At 48.9% G+C, this 17,235-nt stretch carries 21 protein-coding genes; 9 read left to right on the forward strand and 12 right to left on the reverse strand.

The features are described from left to right. Window positions 1–264: 264 nt before the first annotated feature. From F8N00_RS08040 to F8N00_RS08050, 3 genes are all read left to right on the forward strand, one after another. Window positions 265–966, forward strand: a complete 702-nt coding sequence (locus F8N00_RS08040; protein WP_421018009.1) for an AzlC family ABC transporter permease — start codon at window positions 265–267, stop codon at window positions 964–966. Continuing rightward, window positions 945–1,271 carry an AzlD domain-containing protein gene (locus F8N00_RS08045; RefSeq protein WP_023467761.1) on the forward strand — a complete coding sequence of 109 codons (327 nt, stop codon included), beginning with the start codon at window positions 945–947 and terminating at the stop codon, window positions 1,269–1,271. Before F8N00_RS08040 ends, F8N00_RS08045 begins: the two co-directional genes overlap by 22 nt. Window positions 1,272–1,358: 87 nt before the next feature. Next, complete coding sequence (locus F8N00_RS08050; RefSeq protein ID WP_421018010.1) at window positions 1,359–1,535, forward strand: hypothetical protein; 177 nt, start codon at window positions 1,359–1,361, stop codon at window positions 1,533–1,535. A gap of 49 nt (window positions 1,536–1,584) precedes the next feature. Here the strand turns inward: F8N00_RS08050 and F8N00_RS08055 are convergent, their stop codons facing one another. The 6 genes from F8N00_RS08055 to hflX all read right to left on the reverse strand — a co-directional run bounded on the left by F8N00_RS08055 (window position 1,585) and on the right by hflX (window position 6,640). Next, window positions 1,585–1,860: a GNAT family N-acetyltransferase gene (locus F8N00_RS08055; RefSeq protein WP_058265196.1), complete on the reverse strand. Its 276-nt coding sequence runs from the start codon at window positions 1,858–1,860 to the stop codon at window positions 1,585–1,587. After that, window positions 1,835–2,071, reverse strand: coding sequence for a (4Fe-4S)-binding protein (locus F8N00_RS08060; RefSeq protein WP_041255043.1), 237 nt, complete (start codon window positions 2,069–2,071; stop codon window positions 1,835–1,837). Before F8N00_RS08060 ends, F8N00_RS08055 begins: the two co-directional genes overlap by 26 nt. A gap of 116 nt (window positions 2,072–2,187) precedes the next feature. Then, a complete protein-coding gene (gene glnA, locus F8N00_RS08065) occupies window positions 2,188–3,534 on the reverse strand; it encodes a type I glutamate--ammonia ligase (RefSeq protein ID WP_023467759.1) in 1,347 nt (448 codons plus the stop codon). A gap of 45 nt (window positions 3,535–3,579) precedes the next feature. Beyond that, window positions 3,580–3,978, reverse strand: a complete 399-nt coding sequence (locus tag F8N00_RS08070; RefSeq protein ID WP_023467758.1) for a MerR family transcriptional regulator — start codon at window positions 3,976–3,978, stop codon at window positions 3,580–3,582. Between the two features lie 140 nt (window positions 3,979–4,118). After that, window positions 4,119–5,396 (reverse strand): aminotransferase class I/II-fold pyridoxal phosphate-dependent enzyme, encoded by a 1,278-nt coding sequence (locus F8N00_RS08075; RefSeq protein WP_029341241.1) that lies wholly within the window; start codon window positions 5,394–5,396, stop codon window positions 4,119–4,121. A 2-nt stretch (window positions 5,397–5,398) separates the two neighbouring features. After that, window positions 5,399–6,640, reverse strand: coding sequence for a GTPase HflX (gene hflX / locus F8N00_RS08080; protein WP_034785946.1), 1,242 nt, complete (start codon window positions 6,638–6,640; stop codon window positions 5,399–5,401). 138 nt (window positions 6,641–6,778) lie between these two features. Here hflX and F8N00_RS08085 point away from each other — a divergent pair, with 138 nt between their 5' ends. Beyond that, window positions 6,779–7,750: a tyrosine-type recombinase/integrase gene (locus F8N00_RS08085; protein ID WP_023467755.1), complete on the forward strand. Its 972-nt coding sequence runs from the start codon at window positions 6,779–6,781 to the stop codon at window positions 7,748–7,750. A 29-nt stretch (window positions 7,751–7,779) separates the two neighbouring features. Beyond that, window positions 7,780–8,184, forward strand: coding sequence for a DUF2283 domain-containing protein (locus F8N00_RS08090; RefSeq protein ID WP_421018011.1), 405 nt, complete (start codon window positions 7,780–7,782; stop codon window positions 8,182–8,184). 43 nt (window positions 8,185–8,227) lie between these two features. Here the strand turns inward: F8N00_RS08090 and hfq are convergent, their stop codons facing one another. Both hfq and miaA read right to left on the reverse strand, forming a co-directional pair. Next, on the reverse strand, window positions 8,228–8,476 hold the full coding sequence (hfq, locus tag F8N00_RS08095) for an RNA chaperone Hfq (RefSeq protein ID WP_023467753.1): 249 nt from the start codon (window positions 8,474–8,476) through the stop codon (window positions 8,228–8,230). Window positions 8,477–8,524: 48 nt separating this feature from the next. Then, window positions 8,525–9,451 (reverse strand): tRNA (adenosine(37)-N6)-dimethylallyltransferase MiaA, encoded by a 927-nt coding sequence (gene miaA / locus F8N00_RS08100; RefSeq protein ID WP_421018012.1) that lies wholly within the window; start codon window positions 9,449–9,451, stop codon window positions 8,525–8,527. Window positions 9,452–9,957: 506 nt separating this feature from the next. On the opposite strand from miaA, the gene F8N00_RS08105 reads away from it, so the two are divergent. Beyond that, window positions 9,958–10,485: a hypothetical protein gene (locus F8N00_RS08105; RefSeq protein WP_023467750.1), complete on the forward strand. Its 528-nt coding sequence runs from the start codon at window positions 9,958–9,960 to the stop codon at window positions 10,483–10,485. A 36-nt stretch (window positions 10,486–10,521) separates the two neighbouring features. Here F8N00_RS08105 and F8N00_RS08110 read toward each other — a convergent pair whose 3' ends face one another. Then, on the reverse strand, window positions 10,522–11,520 hold the full coding sequence (locus tag F8N00_RS08110; RefSeq protein WP_023467749.1) for an ABC transporter permease: 999 nt from the start codon (window positions 11,518–11,520) through the stop codon (window positions 10,522–10,524). Further along, window positions 11,513–12,433 carry an ABC transporter ATP-binding protein gene (locus F8N00_RS08115; RefSeq protein ID WP_023467748.1) on the reverse strand — a complete coding sequence of 307 codons (921 nt, stop codon included), beginning with the start codon at window positions 12,431–12,433 and terminating at the stop codon, window positions 11,513–11,515. Before F8N00_RS08115 ends, F8N00_RS08110 begins: the two co-directional genes overlap by 8 nt. 126 nt (window positions 12,434–12,559) lie before the next feature. Between F8N00_RS08115 and F8N00_RS08120 the strand changes: the two genes are divergently transcribed. Beyond that, window positions 12,560–13,324 (forward strand): SGNH/GDSL hydrolase family protein, encoded by a 765-nt coding sequence (locus F8N00_RS08120; RefSeq protein WP_023467747.1) that lies wholly within the window; start codon window positions 12,560–12,562, stop codon window positions 13,322–13,324. A 38-nt stretch (window positions 13,325–13,362) separates the two neighbouring features. Here the strand turns inward: F8N00_RS08120 and F8N00_RS08125 are convergent, their stop codons facing one another. Continuing rightward, on the reverse strand, window positions 13,363–13,713 hold the full coding sequence (locus F8N00_RS08125) for a DoxX family protein (protein ID WP_029341233.1): 351 nt from the start codon (window positions 13,711–13,713) through the stop codon (window positions 13,363–13,365). Window positions 13,714–13,920: 207 nt separating this feature from the next. On the opposite strand from F8N00_RS08125, the gene F8N00_RS08130 reads away from it, so the two are divergent. Beyond that, window positions 13,921–15,051, forward strand: coding sequence for a S1C family serine protease (locus F8N00_RS08130; protein WP_023467745.1), 1,131 nt, complete (start codon window positions 13,921–13,923; stop codon window positions 15,049–15,051). Between the two features lie 77 nt (window positions 15,052–15,128). Continuing rightward, window positions 15,129–16,376 carry a lysine N(6)-hydroxylase/L-ornithine N(5)-oxygenase family protein gene (locus F8N00_RS08135; protein WP_421018013.1) on the forward strand — a complete coding sequence of 416 codons (1,248 nt, stop codon included), beginning with the start codon at window positions 15,129–15,131 and terminating at the stop codon, window positions 16,374–16,376. Window positions 16,377–16,433: 57 nt separating this feature from the next. Here F8N00_RS08135 and F8N00_RS08140 read toward each other — a convergent pair whose 3' ends face one another. After that, a complete protein-coding gene (locus F8N00_RS08140) occupies window positions 16,434–17,234 on the reverse strand; it encodes a hypothetical protein (RefSeq protein ID WP_421018014.1) in 801 nt (266 codons plus the stop codon). Window position 17,235 lies beyond the last annotated feature (1 nt).

A 17,235-nucleotide genomic window follows, 5' to 3' on the forward strand; every position in this document is an offset into this window, starting at 1 on the left:
GCGACGACATTGACCCCTTCGACCTTTTTATACAAATCAGGGTGAGCTAGTACGAGTCCGTCGACCATGTCTGAAACGAACCGGTTTGAATCTTTCATTAATTTGTGCATGAAAAACGCTCCTTTACCTAACTGATTTTGCCGTACCACTTACTCTTTACCACCAAATCAAGTCGAATATGTCGAAAAAAATGATGAAAATATTGACCAGTTGGTGACGATATTCCGCATGAGTGCTATGCTCTTAAAAAAGAGGAGGAATCGAATGTCATCAGCCTTTCAAGCAGGTGTCCGTGCCTGTCTACCCACTGTCCTCGGATATATCGGCATCGGTTTTTCAGCTGGGATCGTCGGTCGTGCCTCCGGCTTATCCCCTCTTGAAGTCGGATTCATGTCCGTCTTCATCTATGCCGGCGCCGCTCAGTTCATCATCACGAGTCTCTTACTATTAAATAGTCCTGCTTCTGCCATCATTCTGACGACGTTCATCGTCAATCTCAGGCACTTGTTAATGAGTCTGACGCTCGCTCCGCATGTCGAGACACGTCACCTCCGCGACCGCCTCGGTACCGGAACGCTACTAACGGATGAGTCGTTCGCTGTAGCGATGAACACTGCCCAAAAAGGGAAGCTCTCTCCGTCTTTCATGCATGGCTTGAATCTGACTGCGTATCTCAGCTGGATCGTCGCAACCGTTCTCGGCGCCCTTGTCGGCAGCTGGTTTCCTGATCCCGAGCGCTTCGGTCTCGATTTTGCCCTGACAGCGATGTTCATCGGCTTATTATACTTACAGTTTGAAGGGGAACGTTCCCGTATTGCCGTGAATAGTTGCCTCCTACTGATTGTCTTACTATTGCTTTACATAACCATGCGCTACTTTTCTCCAGAAGTCGCCGTTCTTTGCGCGACGCTCGGTGGTGCAAGTATAGGAGTCGTGATCACACGATGGAAATCCGCCCGGAATTAATCGCTCTTTTTTTAGCTTGTGGACTCGTCACTTGGATTCCACGCGTCTTACCGTTTCTCGTCCTTCATGGACTAACGTTACCGCGCCTCGTAACAGAATGGCTCTCGTTCATTCCTGTCTGCCTGCTTGGTGCCCTCTTTTTTCAGAATCTCCTCATCGCTCAAGATGAGGCGTTTCCGACGGTTTCGACGCTTCATGTCTTCGCCGCATTACCGACGATGGCGGTCGCGATTTTCAGTAAAAGTTTATCCTGGACGGTCGTGACTGGTGTTGTCACGATGGCGTTTCTACGATTGTATCTATAAGCAACTCATTCATCTTTAGCCTATTTCGATGTATCTCTTGTGTTATCCTTATAATAGAAATAAATGGATAGTGAAGGAGGTCCTGATATGCCAAATAAGCAGTTTATACCCTATTTGATATTGCTGTGCGCCATTTTTCTAATCGCGAGTCAAATGGATCTACCTTATATGCTAAAACAAGGGCTGGTCGTGCTGTACGTCGTCGCCTATTTCGGTACGATGATGGTTTCTCGCAAAATGAAAGTTAGGGATCATAAACAATGACTCGAAAAAATCTCCTCTGGTCTTGAGAGACTAGAGGAGATTTTTGTGTTCACGTATTTGCTTGTACGTCCTGATAATCGGATCGATGTTCAAACTCTTTTTTCGCAAACGGACATAACGGTAACAGCTTGACGTTTGCTTCCCGTGCCCAGTTGACGATCTCGGCAACGAGTTGTTCCCCGATCTGTTGATTGCGGTGCGCGGGATCGACGTACGTGTGATCGATGATCCACATGCCGTTGTTCGTGTCGCTGTAAGTGATTTCCCCAATCACTTCCCCTTCCTGGTGGGCTTCGATTTTACGTTCCGCTCGTTTCAGCTCCATTTGCTTCCCTCCGTTCGTAAGATAAGGCGCCGCTCGGACAACCGTCGACGACCCGCATGACATCGTCCACTGGTGCCCCGTCCGCTTCAATCCAGGGACGCCGCTTGACATCAAAGACAGTTGGTAGACTTCGTACACAATGACCAGAGTGAATGCAGACTTCCGAATCAAAATAGACCGTGATCTCTTTGCCTTCATATCCTTTTTTCATGATGTATCGTCTCCCTTTCTTTGTACTCTTGTATCTTTCCACATCCTTGACTCAATCCCTGTCGAGGACATGAAAAAAGCACTTCCGGACAGAAGTCCGAAAGTGCTTGAGTTGGATTAGAACAAGACCATGTACTGATCGCGTTCCCATTCCGTGACTTGCGTCCGGAACATATCCCATTCGATTTCTTTCAATTCAACGAAGTGCTCTGCGATGTGATCGCCGAGAGCGTGCATGACGACGTCATCCGCTTTCAAGACTTCGAGTGCGTGGCTGAGTGTTGATGGAAGATCATCAATTCCGTTCGCAACGCGTTCCGGTTTGTCCATGACGTAGATGTTACGGTCGATTGGAGCCGGTGCTTTCAAGTTGTTCTTGATTCCGTCAAGACCTGAAGCGAGCAATGTCGCAAGCGCAAGGTACGGGTTCGCTGCTGGATCGACTGAACGAACTTCGATCCGAGTCGAGAGTCCACGTGCTGCAGGAACACGGACGAGTGGTGAACGGTTACGCGCTGACCATGCGACGTAGCAAGGTGCTTCGTAGCCAGGAACAAGACGTTTGTATGAGTTGACTGTCGGGTTACAAACCGCTGTGAACGCACGAGCGTGTTTGAGGATACCTGCCGTGAAGGCACGTGCATCATCCGACAATTGCATGTCTTCGTTGCCTTCATCGAAGAAGACGTTCTCGTTGCCTTTGAAGAGCGACATGTTCGCGTGCATGCCTGATCCGTTGACACCGAAGAGTGGTTTTGGCATGAATGTCGCGTGCAAGTTGTGCTTCGCAGCAATCGTCTTGACGACGAGTTTGAACGTTTGGATGTTATCCGCTGTCGTGATTGCATCCGCATATTTGAAGTCGATTTCGTGTTGACCTGGAGCAACTTCGTGGTGTGATGCTTCGATTTCAAAGCCCATGTTCTCGAGCTCGATGACGATCTCTTTACGGCAGTTTTCACCGAGGTCGACTGGTGCGAGGTCGAAGTATCCACCTTGGTCGTTCAATTCAAGTGTCGGACGACCTTTTTCATCTTTCTTGAAGAGGAAGAATTCTGGCTCTGGTCCAACGTTGAATGATGAGAAACCGAGCTCTTCCATCTCTTTAAGTACCCGTTTGAGCTGACCACGTGGGTCTCCTGCGAACGGCGTGCCATCCGGATTGTGGATGTCACAGATTAAACGTGCAACTTTCCCTGTTCCATCTTCTGTCCATGGGAAGACGACCCATGTGTTCAAGTCTGGGAAGAGATACATATCTGATTCTTCGATCCGGACGAATCCTTCGATCGATGAACCATCGAACATCATTTTGTTATCAAGTGCTTTTTCCAATTGGCTTACTGGAATCTCAACGTTCTTGATCGTTCCGAGGATATCTGTGAACTGTAAGCGAATGAAGCGTACATCCTCAGCTTTAGCGATTTTCAAAATGTCTTCTCGTGTAATGTTGCGACGTGTCATGTGACAAATCCCCTCTCCGATTCGTTTTTATATGGTTACAGGTCCTTACTTGAAGAAACGCCCGAGCTCACCTTGGATGAGCGACGTCTTTCCATGTCGTCCTGCTTCCTTCAATTCATTTTTCAGGAGTTTATACAATTCGCCGTCAGATAGTTCCGGACGCGTCTCGACGACGCTCTCCGCAACGCGTTCGCGTTTGACGAGATCGTTTTCAAAAATCAATTTGATCCCTGCGATATTCAGTCCCTGATCCAGGTATTCCTTGATCGACAACAAGCGATCGACATCGTTGAACGAATAGAGGCGACGCTTCGTCTCTGTCCGCTCCGGTTTGATCAGTCCTTGTTCTTCGTAGTATCGGATCTGGCGGGCAGATAACGCGGTCAACTCTTGAACGACTCCGATGGGAAATAGTGGCTTGGACTGGCGTGATGAGTCTGCCATGTGGTTCCTCCTTTTTCCTTACTCCATGAGAATAAACCTCTGTCAGGCAACTTGTCAAGCGATGTAAGAAAAGTTAACACAACTTTTTTAATCACTTTACATGAAGTCGTTCAGAGGTCTTTTCACGAGATATTCTAGTATTAAACGTTTTTTTCTGGAATTAATTGTTTTTCCATCAAGTGATTGACGGCTGAGATGATGGCAATCTTAACGTGGCTATACGTCAAACCACCTTGGACGTACGCGGTATAGGGCGCACGGATCGGACCATCCGCTGACAACTCAATCGATGATCCTTGTACGAATGTTCCTGCTGCCATGATGACATCGTCCGCATAGCCCGGCATATAATCCGGAATCGGTAACGCATGTGCATTGACGGGTGAAGCAGCTTGAATCGCTTGACAGAAGGCAATCATCGGCTCCGGCGCATGGAACGAAACCGATTGAATCAAATCCGTCCGTTCTGCCGTATGGTGCGGTGCCGTGTCAAAGCCGAACTGACCGAGCATGCTCGACGTGAACATCGCACCCATCAACGCTTGGCTAACCGTATGTGGTGCCATATAGAAACCTTGGTACATATCCGGAAGTGCGGATAACGATGGACCGGCTTCGGCGCCAATCCCTGGCGTCGTCATCCGGAACGATGCCCGTTCGATCAAGTCCGTTCGACCGACGAGATAACCGCCGGTCTTCGCAAGACCACCACCCGGATTCTTAATCAACGACCCTGCCATCAAGTCTGCCCCGACGTGCGTCGGTTCGATCGTCTCGACGAATTCACCATAGCAGTTATCGACGAAGATCAGTACGTGCGGATGGACAGCTTTGATGGTGGCGATCGCTTCTCCGATCTCGTTGACCGGCAGACTACGTCGCGTCGCATACCCTTTTGAACGCTGAATCCCGACGACCTTCGTCTGCGGTGTGATCCGTTCGAGAACGGCCGGTACGTCGATCGTCTCGGCGTTTTTCATCTCGACGACATCATACTGGACGCCCAGTTCCTTTAATGAACCGCGTCCGTCACCACGAATTCCGACGATCTCTTCAAGCGTGTCGTATGGTTTTCCTGTGATATATAGCAATTCGTCTCCTGGCAATAACAAACCGAACAACGCGATACCGATCGCATGGGTTCCGCTAATGATTTGCGGACGACAAAGACCGGCTTCCGCACCGAAGACATCGGCATAGATCCGTTCGAGCGTATCGCGTCCTTCATCGTTGTAGCCGTAACCTGTTGACGGCATGAAGTGAAAATCACTGACCTTGTGACGTCGGAACGCATCGAGGACACGGAATTGATTGTATTCCGCGACCTCTTGCGCTTTCTTAACGTACGGGGCGATTTGTTCCTCCGCCCGGTCAATGAGCGGACGGAGCGTTTCGTAATGGGTTAATTCTGAAAACATGTTTACACCTCGTATTGTTTCAATGTCGCGTATAGACGCGTATCTTTACGCAAGTAACCTTTTAGAATGACGGAACCATCTTCTTCGAACGATTCCTTCAAATTCATCATGACTTCCTTCGCCGGATTGTAATGGGCAAATCCGTCAACTGGAATACGAATCTCGAGATACTCGAGGATTTCGCTGATCGAACGTTCGATCTCTTCGATCAAGCGCTCGATATCCTGCGGGTCAAGCGCAGAAATCAGCAGTTTTCCACCTGTGAACAAGCGGTTCAATTGATCCTTCTTGTTGTAGACTTCCAGTTGCGGAATGTCACCGGCACCGAGTTCATCGAGGACATCGTTCGTCGTCTGCATCTGATTCAAGTAATGCTCACTCGACGCATCAACGACATGGAGGATCAAGTCGGCTTCCAGCACTTCCTCGAGTGTCGAACGGAACGCCGCGATCAACTTCGTCGGCAGATCTTGAATGAAACCGACCGTATCCGTCAGGAGGATTTGACCACCTTCCGGCAAATCGACTTGACGTGTCAACGGATCAAGCGTCGCGAACAACTCATCCTTCTCGTATGTGTCGGCTTGTGTCAACCGGTTGAAGATCGTTGATTTGCCGGCATTCGTATAACCGACGAGCGCGATTTGGAATGTTTGGTTCTCTTTGCGACGTTCCCGGTAACGGGCACGGTGCGCGACGGATGTCTCGAGTTGTTTCGAGATCTCATCGACCCGACGCCGGATATGACGGCGGTCCGTCTCGAGTTTCGATTCACCTGGTCCACGCGTCCCGATTCCGCCACCAAGACGTGACAGTTGTGTTCCCTGCCCGGCAAGACGTGGTAAGAGATAACTCATCTGTGCCAGTTCGACCTGCAATTTCCCTTCGCGTGACTGGGCTCGGCCAGCGAAGATATCGAGGATCAACTGCGTCCGGTCAATCAATTTGATGGCTTCCGGGTCCGACAAGGCGATCCGGATATTCTTCATCTGACCGGGCGTGACCTCGGCATTGAATATGATTAAATCAGGTTCAAGTTCGTCTGCTAAAGCAACGAGTTCTTCAACCTTTCCTTTTCCGATGAACGTACGGCGATCAATCGCTTGTCGTTTTTGATCCAGACGACCGACGACGACACCATGCGCAGTCGTGACGAGTGCTTCGAGCTCCGCGACCGATTCTTCATAGACATGGTCCGGGACACCGGGGAGCTGGCAACCAACGACGATGACGCGTTCTGACATAATATCATTCCTTTCACGAGTAAAGACGTACTGCGCCCTTTATCATACCACAGGCACCGGTTCGTCTGAACTTTTTTGGACAGGAAACATCCGTTCGGTTTATGATGGAAGAAAGATTACGATAAGGGGAGGAAAACCATGGCACGCGAACAGTCGTATACGCTTCCAGAGTTCATTGAACGCTATTTGTTTTATCTAACGACAAGTGGACGGCAACTTTCGACCGTCCGCCGCTATCGCTATGATTTAATCGAAGTCCATCGCTACATGACCGATGTCGACCAACCACTCGAGACGATCGACGATTTCAAGGCGATTTCGATCGAGACGTGGAAGACGTTCATCAATGAATACTTGATCGAAGAGAAACTCTACCAGCAAGCAACGGTTGCCCGGATCGTCACCGTCATCAATCAAGTCAATTATCAGATTCGACAAACGAAGGCGAAGCTGATTGAATACGCACAACCGACGCACGAATTGACGGCAAAACACGTCGCTTCCTTCAAGGAATATGAACAATTGGTCCGGACGAATCAATCCGATCGCGGCTTGACGGAACATCAATTGAAGGCACGTCCGTTTTTAATCGATCGAAACGAACTGATCCTTCGATTGTTTTATCGCTACGGTCTACGTGTTCATCACATCATTGGTTTGAAGATGCATGACCTTAATTTCGCCCAGCAAGAGATGACTGTCCACGATCGCCTTGGTAACCGTTACCTGCTCCATCTCGAGCGGGAAGATCAAGACATCATGTTGCGTTACTTGAAGACGATTCCGGAACCGGTCCGTCCCCGTTATCACAGCACCGACCCCTTTTTCGTCGCCTTCGACTTTGCTCGGATGACGTTCCGCTGGGTTTACAGCAAAAATGCACCGAAGCAACTGTCGATCGTCATGATCACGAAGATGATGCGTCAGTTGAATGAACGGTCCGATAATAAACGGGTCTTGACACCGTCGATGTTACGCAACAGTTTCATCTTAAAAACGTATCAGGACGAGATGACGAAGGAAGAACGTCTGCAGAAGACATGCCTCTATAAGGATGTCTCGCTCCGACGTTATGAAGAGGCGGTCGAGGAACTGACACCGTTGTTGTAAAAAAATCATTAGGCTTGGATGTGACATAGATGACGATTCGAATGACTTATGATCAAGAAGCAGAAATGGGATATCTATATCTCTTCCCAGAAACATTTACTCCCGCGATTGAAGAAACGGAAGAGCTAGAAGAAAATGAATTCCTCAACGTAGACGTTGATCAAGAGGGACGCATCGTCGGGATTGAATGTTTCAATGAAGAAGCGAACGTGATCCGCGCCGTCCATTCACAAGCATTCTTATACGCAGAACATACAGATCGTTTCTCGCTCCGATTGCGAAACACGATTCCGAAAAGTTCGTCTCACCTCCAAGGAGTTACGTTCTACTTCGCTGAATCCGATCATACCGGATTTATCGGATTTGATATCCTTGACTTAGAACGATATCCTGTCGACGTTCTTCGTACGCTTGCTCAGCCAGCGTATAAATAATGAAGTCAACAAAAAAAGACGACCCCCCGGTCGTCTTTTTTACTTAGCGAGAGACTTCTTGTGTCTCTTCTTGCTCATATAACGTCACGTTGCGCGCTGGTGCGAACGTCGAGATTGCGTGCTTGTAGATCAACTGCTGTTTGCCTTCCGACTCCAAAATGACCGTGAAGTTATCGAATGACTTGATCAGCCCCCGTAATTGATACCCGCTGATTAAGAAAACCGTTGTCGGGACTGCATCTTTCCGTAATTGATTTAAAAAAACGTCCTGAATGTTGTATGTCGCTTTCATGATTCCCCGTGCCCCCTCTTTTTATCTGTTTCTGTCTTCGGGCAACTCTTATTTAACCGCTTTCAGAAACTCTACAGTTCTATCATAGATAATTTTGAACGTTTCTTCAAATGAAAACTTTCCCATATCCACCCAAACGCCATCAAATTGGTGACGGAACCACGTCAATTGACGTTTCGCGAAGCGTCGCGTGTTCCGTTTCAGCATATCGACGGCAGGATCGAGTGGTGCCCCGTCAAGGACCGGTAACATCTCTTTATAACCAATCGCTTGTAGCGCCTTCGTGTGTCGATACCCGGCAGCATCCAGACGCGCCACTTCTTCAAGAAGCCCACTTTTGACCATCAAATCCACCCGCTGATCGATCCGATCATACAAGCGATCCCGGTCTTCCATGTGTAGGACGAACAGTAGACTCTCGTAAAGTGCAGGCTTACTACCGGTCGTTTGTGTCTGACCGGTCCGCGCGACCTCGATCGCCCGCACGACCCGCTGAATGTTATTCGGATGAATCGCTTCGGCACGCACCGGTTCAAGTTCCTTCAACTGATCATGTAGCGCGTTCGCACCGTGCGTCGCCGCGTACGCTTCGAGTTCAGCCCGTAAGGCTGGATCTTCCGCCTGCTCAGTGAACTGGTAATCATATAAAATCGAACGGATATAAAGCCCTGTTCCACCGACGATGATCGGTAACTTACCCCGACTTGCGATCTCATCGATCGTCGCTCGGGCAACCGTCTGAAAACGCGCTACACTCATCTCATCATCCGGTGTCACAAGATCAAGCAGATGATGCGGCACCCCTTCCATCTCTTCGGTCGTCACTTTTGCTGATCCGATATCCATGCCTTGATAGACTTGGACGGAGTCTCCCGATAAGACTTCTCCGTTTAATCGTTTGGCTAGTTCAATGCCCGTCTTCGTTTTTCCGACTGCCGTCGGTCCGACGATGACGATGACTGGTTGTTTCTTCATTTTTCTTCACCCATTCTCTATCTTTTCATTCTGATTCGAGTGTACCACAGCCACTTACTCGGATTAAAAAAATCAATGAAAAAACCGCCCATTCTGGACGGCTTCCACTTGCTCGTCTTATACGCGACGGATGAAATCGTCATAAATGGCACTAAAGATGCACCACCCACAAATGACGACGCCTGTCAGCATGATGCCCCAATCTGCCATGGTCGTTCCTCCTCTAATCATCGTTATTCTCTCTTTTGACGGTTTACACAGAATATAAACCCTTTCGAGCAGGTTTGACACCAATTCTTGGAATCAGTATGATAAAAGTACGATTGGTACGTAGCGCGGAGGCTGACCTGCATCGGCTTCCTATTAGAGGCACTGCCTCTCGATTCCATGTCTTGTGCTTGCACGAGGCGACATAGGGAGAATTCGTTCTTCCAAGCGACAGGTCCGGCATCATGCCCGGGCCTGTTCTGCGTGCCGGTACATTATTTCGAAAGGAGCCGATTGTCGTGCGTATTCAAATCATTGGTGGATCAGGTACCGGAAAAAGTACACTGGGCGCCTTCATCGGACAAGCTGAACAGATTCCCTGGATTGATACCGACCATTATCTTTGGACAGATACGACGTTCACTGAAAAGCGAGACGTCTCCGAGCGATTTTCCATGTATGAAGCAGATCTTATGTCTTACAACGATTACATCGTCTCCGGCTCTGTCTTCGCTTGGCATCCGGATGGTTTCATCAATCGGGACTTGCTTGTCTTCCTGTCGCTCGACGAATCGGTTCGGATGGAACGTCTCATCGCGCGCGAAAAAGCACGATACCCAGATTTTACAGGCTCCAATGAATTCCTTGACTGGTGCCGGACGTATCACACGGCGACGGATCCATCGATGATCGGTACGTTCGCAGAACACCAGTATCAGATGGACCAGTCGATTTCCCCGATTCTGATAGTAGATGCTTCGTTATCGACACAACTTCAGTATCAAAAAATAATCGAGACATACGATCGTTTGTCGCTTCATCCATGAAAAACGGGTCCCCCTCTATAGGTGGACCCGTTCGTCTTAATACATATCTTTTTGTGTGAAGTTCCAAAACGCAACGATTAGCGCCGCGACCGTCCAACAACCGAGGACAGCAAGTGAGAACGGAAGCGTCATTCCTTCGATTGGTGGTGCTTGTCCATCGAGATAGTTGATCAGTCCGAAATTGACGTTGACGAGATATTTCGAGCTCGTCCAACTTGAACCAAGCGTCGTCAGTAACGTACCGGAAATCAAGACTGCCATCATGATCCCGATCCCTGTCGCTGTGTTTTTGACGAGAACAGAGACCATCAAGGCGATCGTTCCGACAACGGCTGTGACGATCCACGCTAGACCGACTGCCATCAAGAGGTACTCCCACATCGGTAACGTATGCACGAACTCGGTCGAGAACGTACCGCTCGGTGAGGCTTGGAAACCGGTCAAGATCGGTGCGGTCCAGCCGTCATAGCCGAGGACGATCCCGGATATCGCGTAACAGACGGCAACGGTCAATGCCATCAACATCGACGTATATAGTAACACCGTCAACCATTTCGCCATCAGGATTTTCCAGCGCCGGACTGGTCGCGACAGGAGCGTCTTGATCGTTCCATCATTTTGCTCCCCACTGACGATATCCGCCATGATGACGATGATGAACAGCGGTAAGATCAGCGTCAATCCTTGCGAGAAGAAGATCCGGATGAACGTCGGGGCTCCCGGATAGTTCGGGTTGATGTCGTTATCGAGATAGTATTGATTTTGTTTGAGGTCAAACTCCAGGAACTGACGGAACTCATCTTGAATACTGCTGGAAGCAAGACGGTTCTGCGTGTCGACGATGTCTTGTTGTAACTCAACCCGCCAATCGAGCGTTCCCTGCTTTTTGATTTGTTCTTGGATGTCTCGGTACTGTGCGTACGTAAACATCGAGACAAGAACGACGAGAATGATCGCAACGACGGCAAAACGACGTTTCGAAGCAATTTTCGTCACTTCATTTCGTACGAGACCGATCATGTTCGGATTACGCAATGTGATCGCCTCCCGTTAACGTGATGAATAGATCTTCGAGCGTTTGGACCTTCCGTTCAATCGTCCAGACTTCGACCCCTGCTTCGAGCAGCTGCTTATTGAGCGCTGGTGTCTTGCTTGCATCCATCAAAGTATGAACCGTATTCGCATCGACGACTTCGGACACTTGGACTAAATCGGATGCTGATAAAATCTCATTCGCCTTAAAGGCATCATCGACACGCCAGTCAACGCCTGGTGCGAGCGACTCGACCAGTTCCTTGACCGTTCCGACTTGAACGATTTTGCCATAACTCATGATTGCAACTCGATCGGCAAGCATTTCGATCTCAGCCAAGATATGACTCGAGACGAGGACCGACAGTCCCGTTTCCTCGACGAGCCGGCGGATGAATTGACGTAAATCCCGAATCCCCATCGGATCGAGACCATTCGTCGGTTCGTCGAGAATCAAGACGCTTGGTCGTCCGAGCAATGCTTGTGCGATGCCGAGACGCTGCCGCATCCCGAGCGAGTATGTCCGGACTTGATCATCAACACGCGCCGTCAAATCGACGAGATCGATGACTTCCTGAATCCGAGCCTCATCGACATTCGGTAACATCCGGGCAAAGACTTGTAGATTTTCGCGACCCGTTAAATACTTATACAACTCTGGATTTTCAACGATCGAGCCAATCCGCTCCATCGCTTGGACGAACTGTTTGCGGACGTCGAAGTCACAGACCGTGATTTTACCGGACGTCGGTTTGATCAAGCCGACGAGCATCCGGATCGTCGTCGTTTTTCCTGCCCCGTTCGGTCCAAGGAAGCCAAAAACTTCACCTGGTTGGATCTCAAACGAGATATTATCAATGATCGTCTTTTTTCCGATCACCTTTGTTACACCTTCTAATTTCACTGTTGGTTTCACGTCTCTCACCTCTTATTGTCTATTCTAGCGGAATAATGAATCATTTGACTTGTCAGAACACTTCATTTCCGCACATTCTTTCAACTTTTGCTACAATCAGGTTAGAACCTAGAAGGAGGAACGTTCATGAAGCGATTACGCTGGCCCCTGTTTTTAACCGTCTCACTCGTTTTGACGGCAATCTTTGGATACGGCTTCGTCAGTGCCTATAGTGACGTCGTCAACCCACCAAAACGTGCCGTCTTGACACCTACGAAGGAAGAGCCTGTCAAAAAAGGCGGGACGTACGTCGCGCTTGGTGATTCCTTGACACGTGGTGTCGGAGCATCAAACGGCAATAGTTACGCTGCAATCGTCGGACGCGATCTTGTCAAAGATAACACTGTCGAGCGCTTCCAGAATCTTGCCGTCAGTGGTGCCCGGACGGAAGATTTACTGAAACAACTAGAACAAAAAGAAGTCTTACGCTCAATCAAACAAGCAAAAGTCATCTCGGTGACGATTGGCGGAAATGACTTATTCAATCGTGGTGAAGGCGTCGCAAACTTCAATGCGAAGAAGACAGCCGAAACCGTCACGACGGCACAAGCGAACTTGAAAAAGACGTTCAGTATCCTACGAGAACAAAATCCGGATGCTGTCATCTTCTACGTCGGGCTCTATAATCCTTTCCGCGCGACGGAAAACGGTGAAGCATTCGATGCCATCGTCCAAGATTGGAACGCAAAATCACGGACGCTCGGTATCGAGTACGATGTCGAGATCATCGACACGTTCAATCTCGTGCGTGACGTCAAACGTGATTTATCGAGTGACCAGTTCCACCCGAACGATTCTACCTACGAAGAGATTGCAAAAGCTTCCTTACTTGCTGTCAACAAACGTTTTTAACAATAAAAGCCGCCAATTTGGCGGCTTTTTGTTCCGATTCATTTCAGGCGTTTCGCAAGAGAGACGAGTCCCCATTGGAGCGGCAACCGTGTCCAAAGCAACCAAGACGGAAGACGTTTTCCATTAATCGGCTTCGGATTGACTGCCATGTTGACGTTTGCGGGTAAGACTGCATATAAGAAGGCAGGAAGAGTCTTACGGACGAGGTGCACCCCTTTTCCTGTCAACAACATGACACCGTAAGCGATTTCGATGACACCTGTCACTTGAACGAAAAAGCGCTTGAACGGAATAAACGACGGCATGATGCTGACGAATCCTTTTTCATTACGGAAATGACCAACTCCCGCAAACAACAATCCTGCTCCATAGACTAGACGCAATAGCATTATGTTCCACACTCTCTTTCTGTTAATGAAATATATGTTCGAGACAGCTTCAGTGTATCGAACTGACCTGATTATCTCAACTTTTAGAAATTGTCGTCGAATTATGGGGAATGATGAGTCATTTCGGAATGTCTCCCGTAATCAGTGAAGAGGTTGTTTCATTTGCTATGATGAAATCAGAAATCATACAGAGAGGAATGATGACTTATGGCTGGAAAAACGAAAGCACTTTTACCTGGATTGACTGGAGGCATCATCGGCGCGGTCTTGACGGCTACGGTTGCCTTTCCGATCCTACTCGATCAAGAACAGCAGGTCGCTGATACCCCACTATCAAATGGTATGCCAAAACAAGTCTCAACGACGACGAATGATCCGGTGACGAACGCAGTTGCTACGGCTCAAAAATCTGTCGTGACCGTAACGAACTATCAAGCGGGCAACTCGATGTCGCAACAAGAAGCAGCGGCTGGTTCAGGGTCCGGTGTCATCTATAAGAAAGAGGACGGTAAAGCATACATCATTACGAACCATCACGTCGTCGATGGGGCATCAAAACTCGATGTAACGTTGAATGACGGCAAGACGCTCTCAGCCAAGTTGCTTGGTAGCGACGAAACCTATGACTTAGCTGTGCTTGAAGTGGACGCAAGCGATGTTCCGGGCGTCATCACACTCGGGAAATCAGCGGACTTAAAAGCCGGACAAACGGTCCTTGCAATCGGTAACCCGCTCGGTGAGTTCCAAAACTCCGTCACACGCGGAATCGTCAGTTCGAAAGACCGGACCGTACCGGTCGATACGAACAGTGATGGACAAGACGACTTCAATACGACAGTCATTCAAACGGATGCCGCAATCAACCCTGGTAACTCAGGGGGTGCCTTGATCAATGAACAAGGACAACTCGTCGGAATCAACTCGATGAAAATCGCTGAGTCTGGTGTTGAAGGCGTCGGCTTCAGTATCCCGATCGATGATGCATTACCAATCCTCAAACAGCTTGAAACAAACGGTAAAGTTGAGCATCCGACGCTCGGTGTGTCCTTACAAGACGTTGCGGCGTTCCCTGCCGGTTATCTTAAAGATCAAGTCAAACTACCAGACAGTCAAAAAACAGGTGTCGTCGTCATGTCAGTCGAACCGAACAGTCCAGCTGCTGCGGCTAAACTGAAAACAGGTGACGTCATCACGAAAATCAATGACTCCGAAATCAAAGCATTCGTTGACATCAAAACGGCACTGATCAAATCAGATGGACCGCTCTCCTTGACGATCATCCGTGATGGGAAAACAATGACGGTCGAAACCAAAACAACGACGACCGACCAGCTGTAAAGCTTCAGCCTGACGTTTCGTCCGCCTTCCTTTTCGGGTATTGTTTTAGAACAATATCGAATTGGGAGGCTTTTTCTATGTATGACTTAATCGGCATTGGCATTGGTCCGATGAATTTAGGATTGAGCGCACTTGCGCATCCGACAGATTTAAAGACGTTATTTTTTGACGAAAGCGAACAATTTTCATGGCATCCCGGCATGATGATCCAGGACTCGATGATGCAGACGAGCTTCATCTCCGATCTCGTCACACTCGCCGATCCGACAAGTTCGTTTTCCTATCTCAATTACTTACGATCGATTCACCGTCTCCACACGTTTTACTTCTATGAAAAACTTCTGATTTCAAGACAAGGTTACAACGATTACTTACGTTGGGTCGCAACACAACTTGAAGATCTCCACTTTTCGACACGTGTCATCGACGTGCAAGACACCGGTGATAGTTTTGAAGTCCTCGTCGAAGATATCTCGACCGGTAAACGCGAAACGTTCGAAGCACGAAACGTCGTCATCGGCACTGGTTCAAAACCCTCCATCCCGGATACGTTTGACGAACGCGTCATCCACAATACGCAATATGTCATGAACAAGGCAAATTTACTTCAGCGCAACAAAATCAGCATCGTCGGCTCCGGTCAAAGTGCCGCCGAGATTTTCCTTGATCTCTTGACGACGCCTGCTTCAGAGCGTCCTGAACTCGAGTGGATTGCGCGTTCGACACTGTTTGAGACACTTGAGACCGGCAAACTCGGAGAAGAAATTTTTTCACCGAGCTACGTCACGTACTTCAACCAACTTCCACTCGAAGTACGACAAGAGTCGGTCAAGAAGTTTGCCCGCTCTCAGAACGGTATCAGTCCGGAGACCCTGCAATCGATCTACGCCCATCTCTATGATTTGACGGAAGAGGAACAACGACAGGTCGCGATCCGCGCGAATCTTGAAGTAAAAGAGATTACGTACGATGAGCGGTTCACGATTGCGATGCAACATCAAGAACTTGAGGATGAACGTATGTCCGTAACAGATGCCGTCATTGCGGCAACTGGTTTTTCGCCATCCCTTCCGAGCTTCATCGACCGACTTGATATCGTATTCGAAGCACCGAATGCCTGGAAAGTCGATGCCGACTACCAAATCGTGCGTTCGGTCGAGACAGCCCACCATCTATACGCAACCGCTAATTTAGAATTATCACACGGTCCGGCTGCGGATAATCTTGGTATGTCCGTCTCGCGGAACCAGTTGATCTTGAACGCTGTCGCCGGTACGGAACTGTATCCGGTCGAACGACATGCGACGTTTACGACGTTCGATTAAGTCACTAAACCAAACGAACGAGGAATGGCGCGCGCCACTCCTCGTTCGTTTTTCGTTTTACGGTTTTTTCGTCAACTCTAGTGCAGCCAGCAATAACAACGTGGCTTGAACTCGTGTCACACCTGTTTTAGCGAGCAACAAATGAAAGGCAATCAACCAGTTGACCTCGTCTGAAAATCGATTCCGTGCCCGCTCCCGGTCGACGATCCGGGTCACATAAATCCAGTCGACACGTTCCATTGTAGGGAGTAACGCAAGAATTGGCATTAAACGATCCCAGATGATGATCTCTCTCCGCTCTAACAGTTCCCGCCACGCAATGATTCGTTCCTGTTGCGCTGAAGGATCTGGATGCGCCGCTAAGATTTGCGCCGTAATGACACGTTCACTCGTTCGTTCCATGAATTGCGCGAGCCACTCTTCCGATGTATTGACCCGCTCTAGAAATTCTTCTGGTAATGGCTGCTGTTCAAGCAAGGTCGATGTCACGACGTACTGCTTTGCTACATTTAGATGAGGTCGTGTCGCGTGCAGCCGTTCCATATAGGGAAAGGCATCGATTCCTTGACGCCGATTCAATACTTCGTTGAGAGCAAAAAATGGACGAACCCCTTTATCACGAATCAGGCGATGTTTAATCTTCTTTTCCGCAACGATGATCTCTTCGATGAGAACATCGGGATCCGTGCTATTCAATTGAACATGGGCGACAAGTAACGGCGTATAACGGCTCCGAAGCGCTGAAAAACGCGATGTCTTGTGTTTGATCGTCCGCATTAGTCTTTCATATACAGTTTGTTCAAAGACAGTATCATGAATCGTGTAAGACCTGTCTCTTATACACATCTCCGAGCCCACG

It is taken from the genome of Exiguobacterium sp. A1_3_1 (genome assembly GCF_048985645.1).
GTDB lineage: Bacteria > Bacillota > Bacilli > Exiguobacteriales > Exiguobacteriaceae > Exiguobacterium_A > Exiguobacterium_A indicum.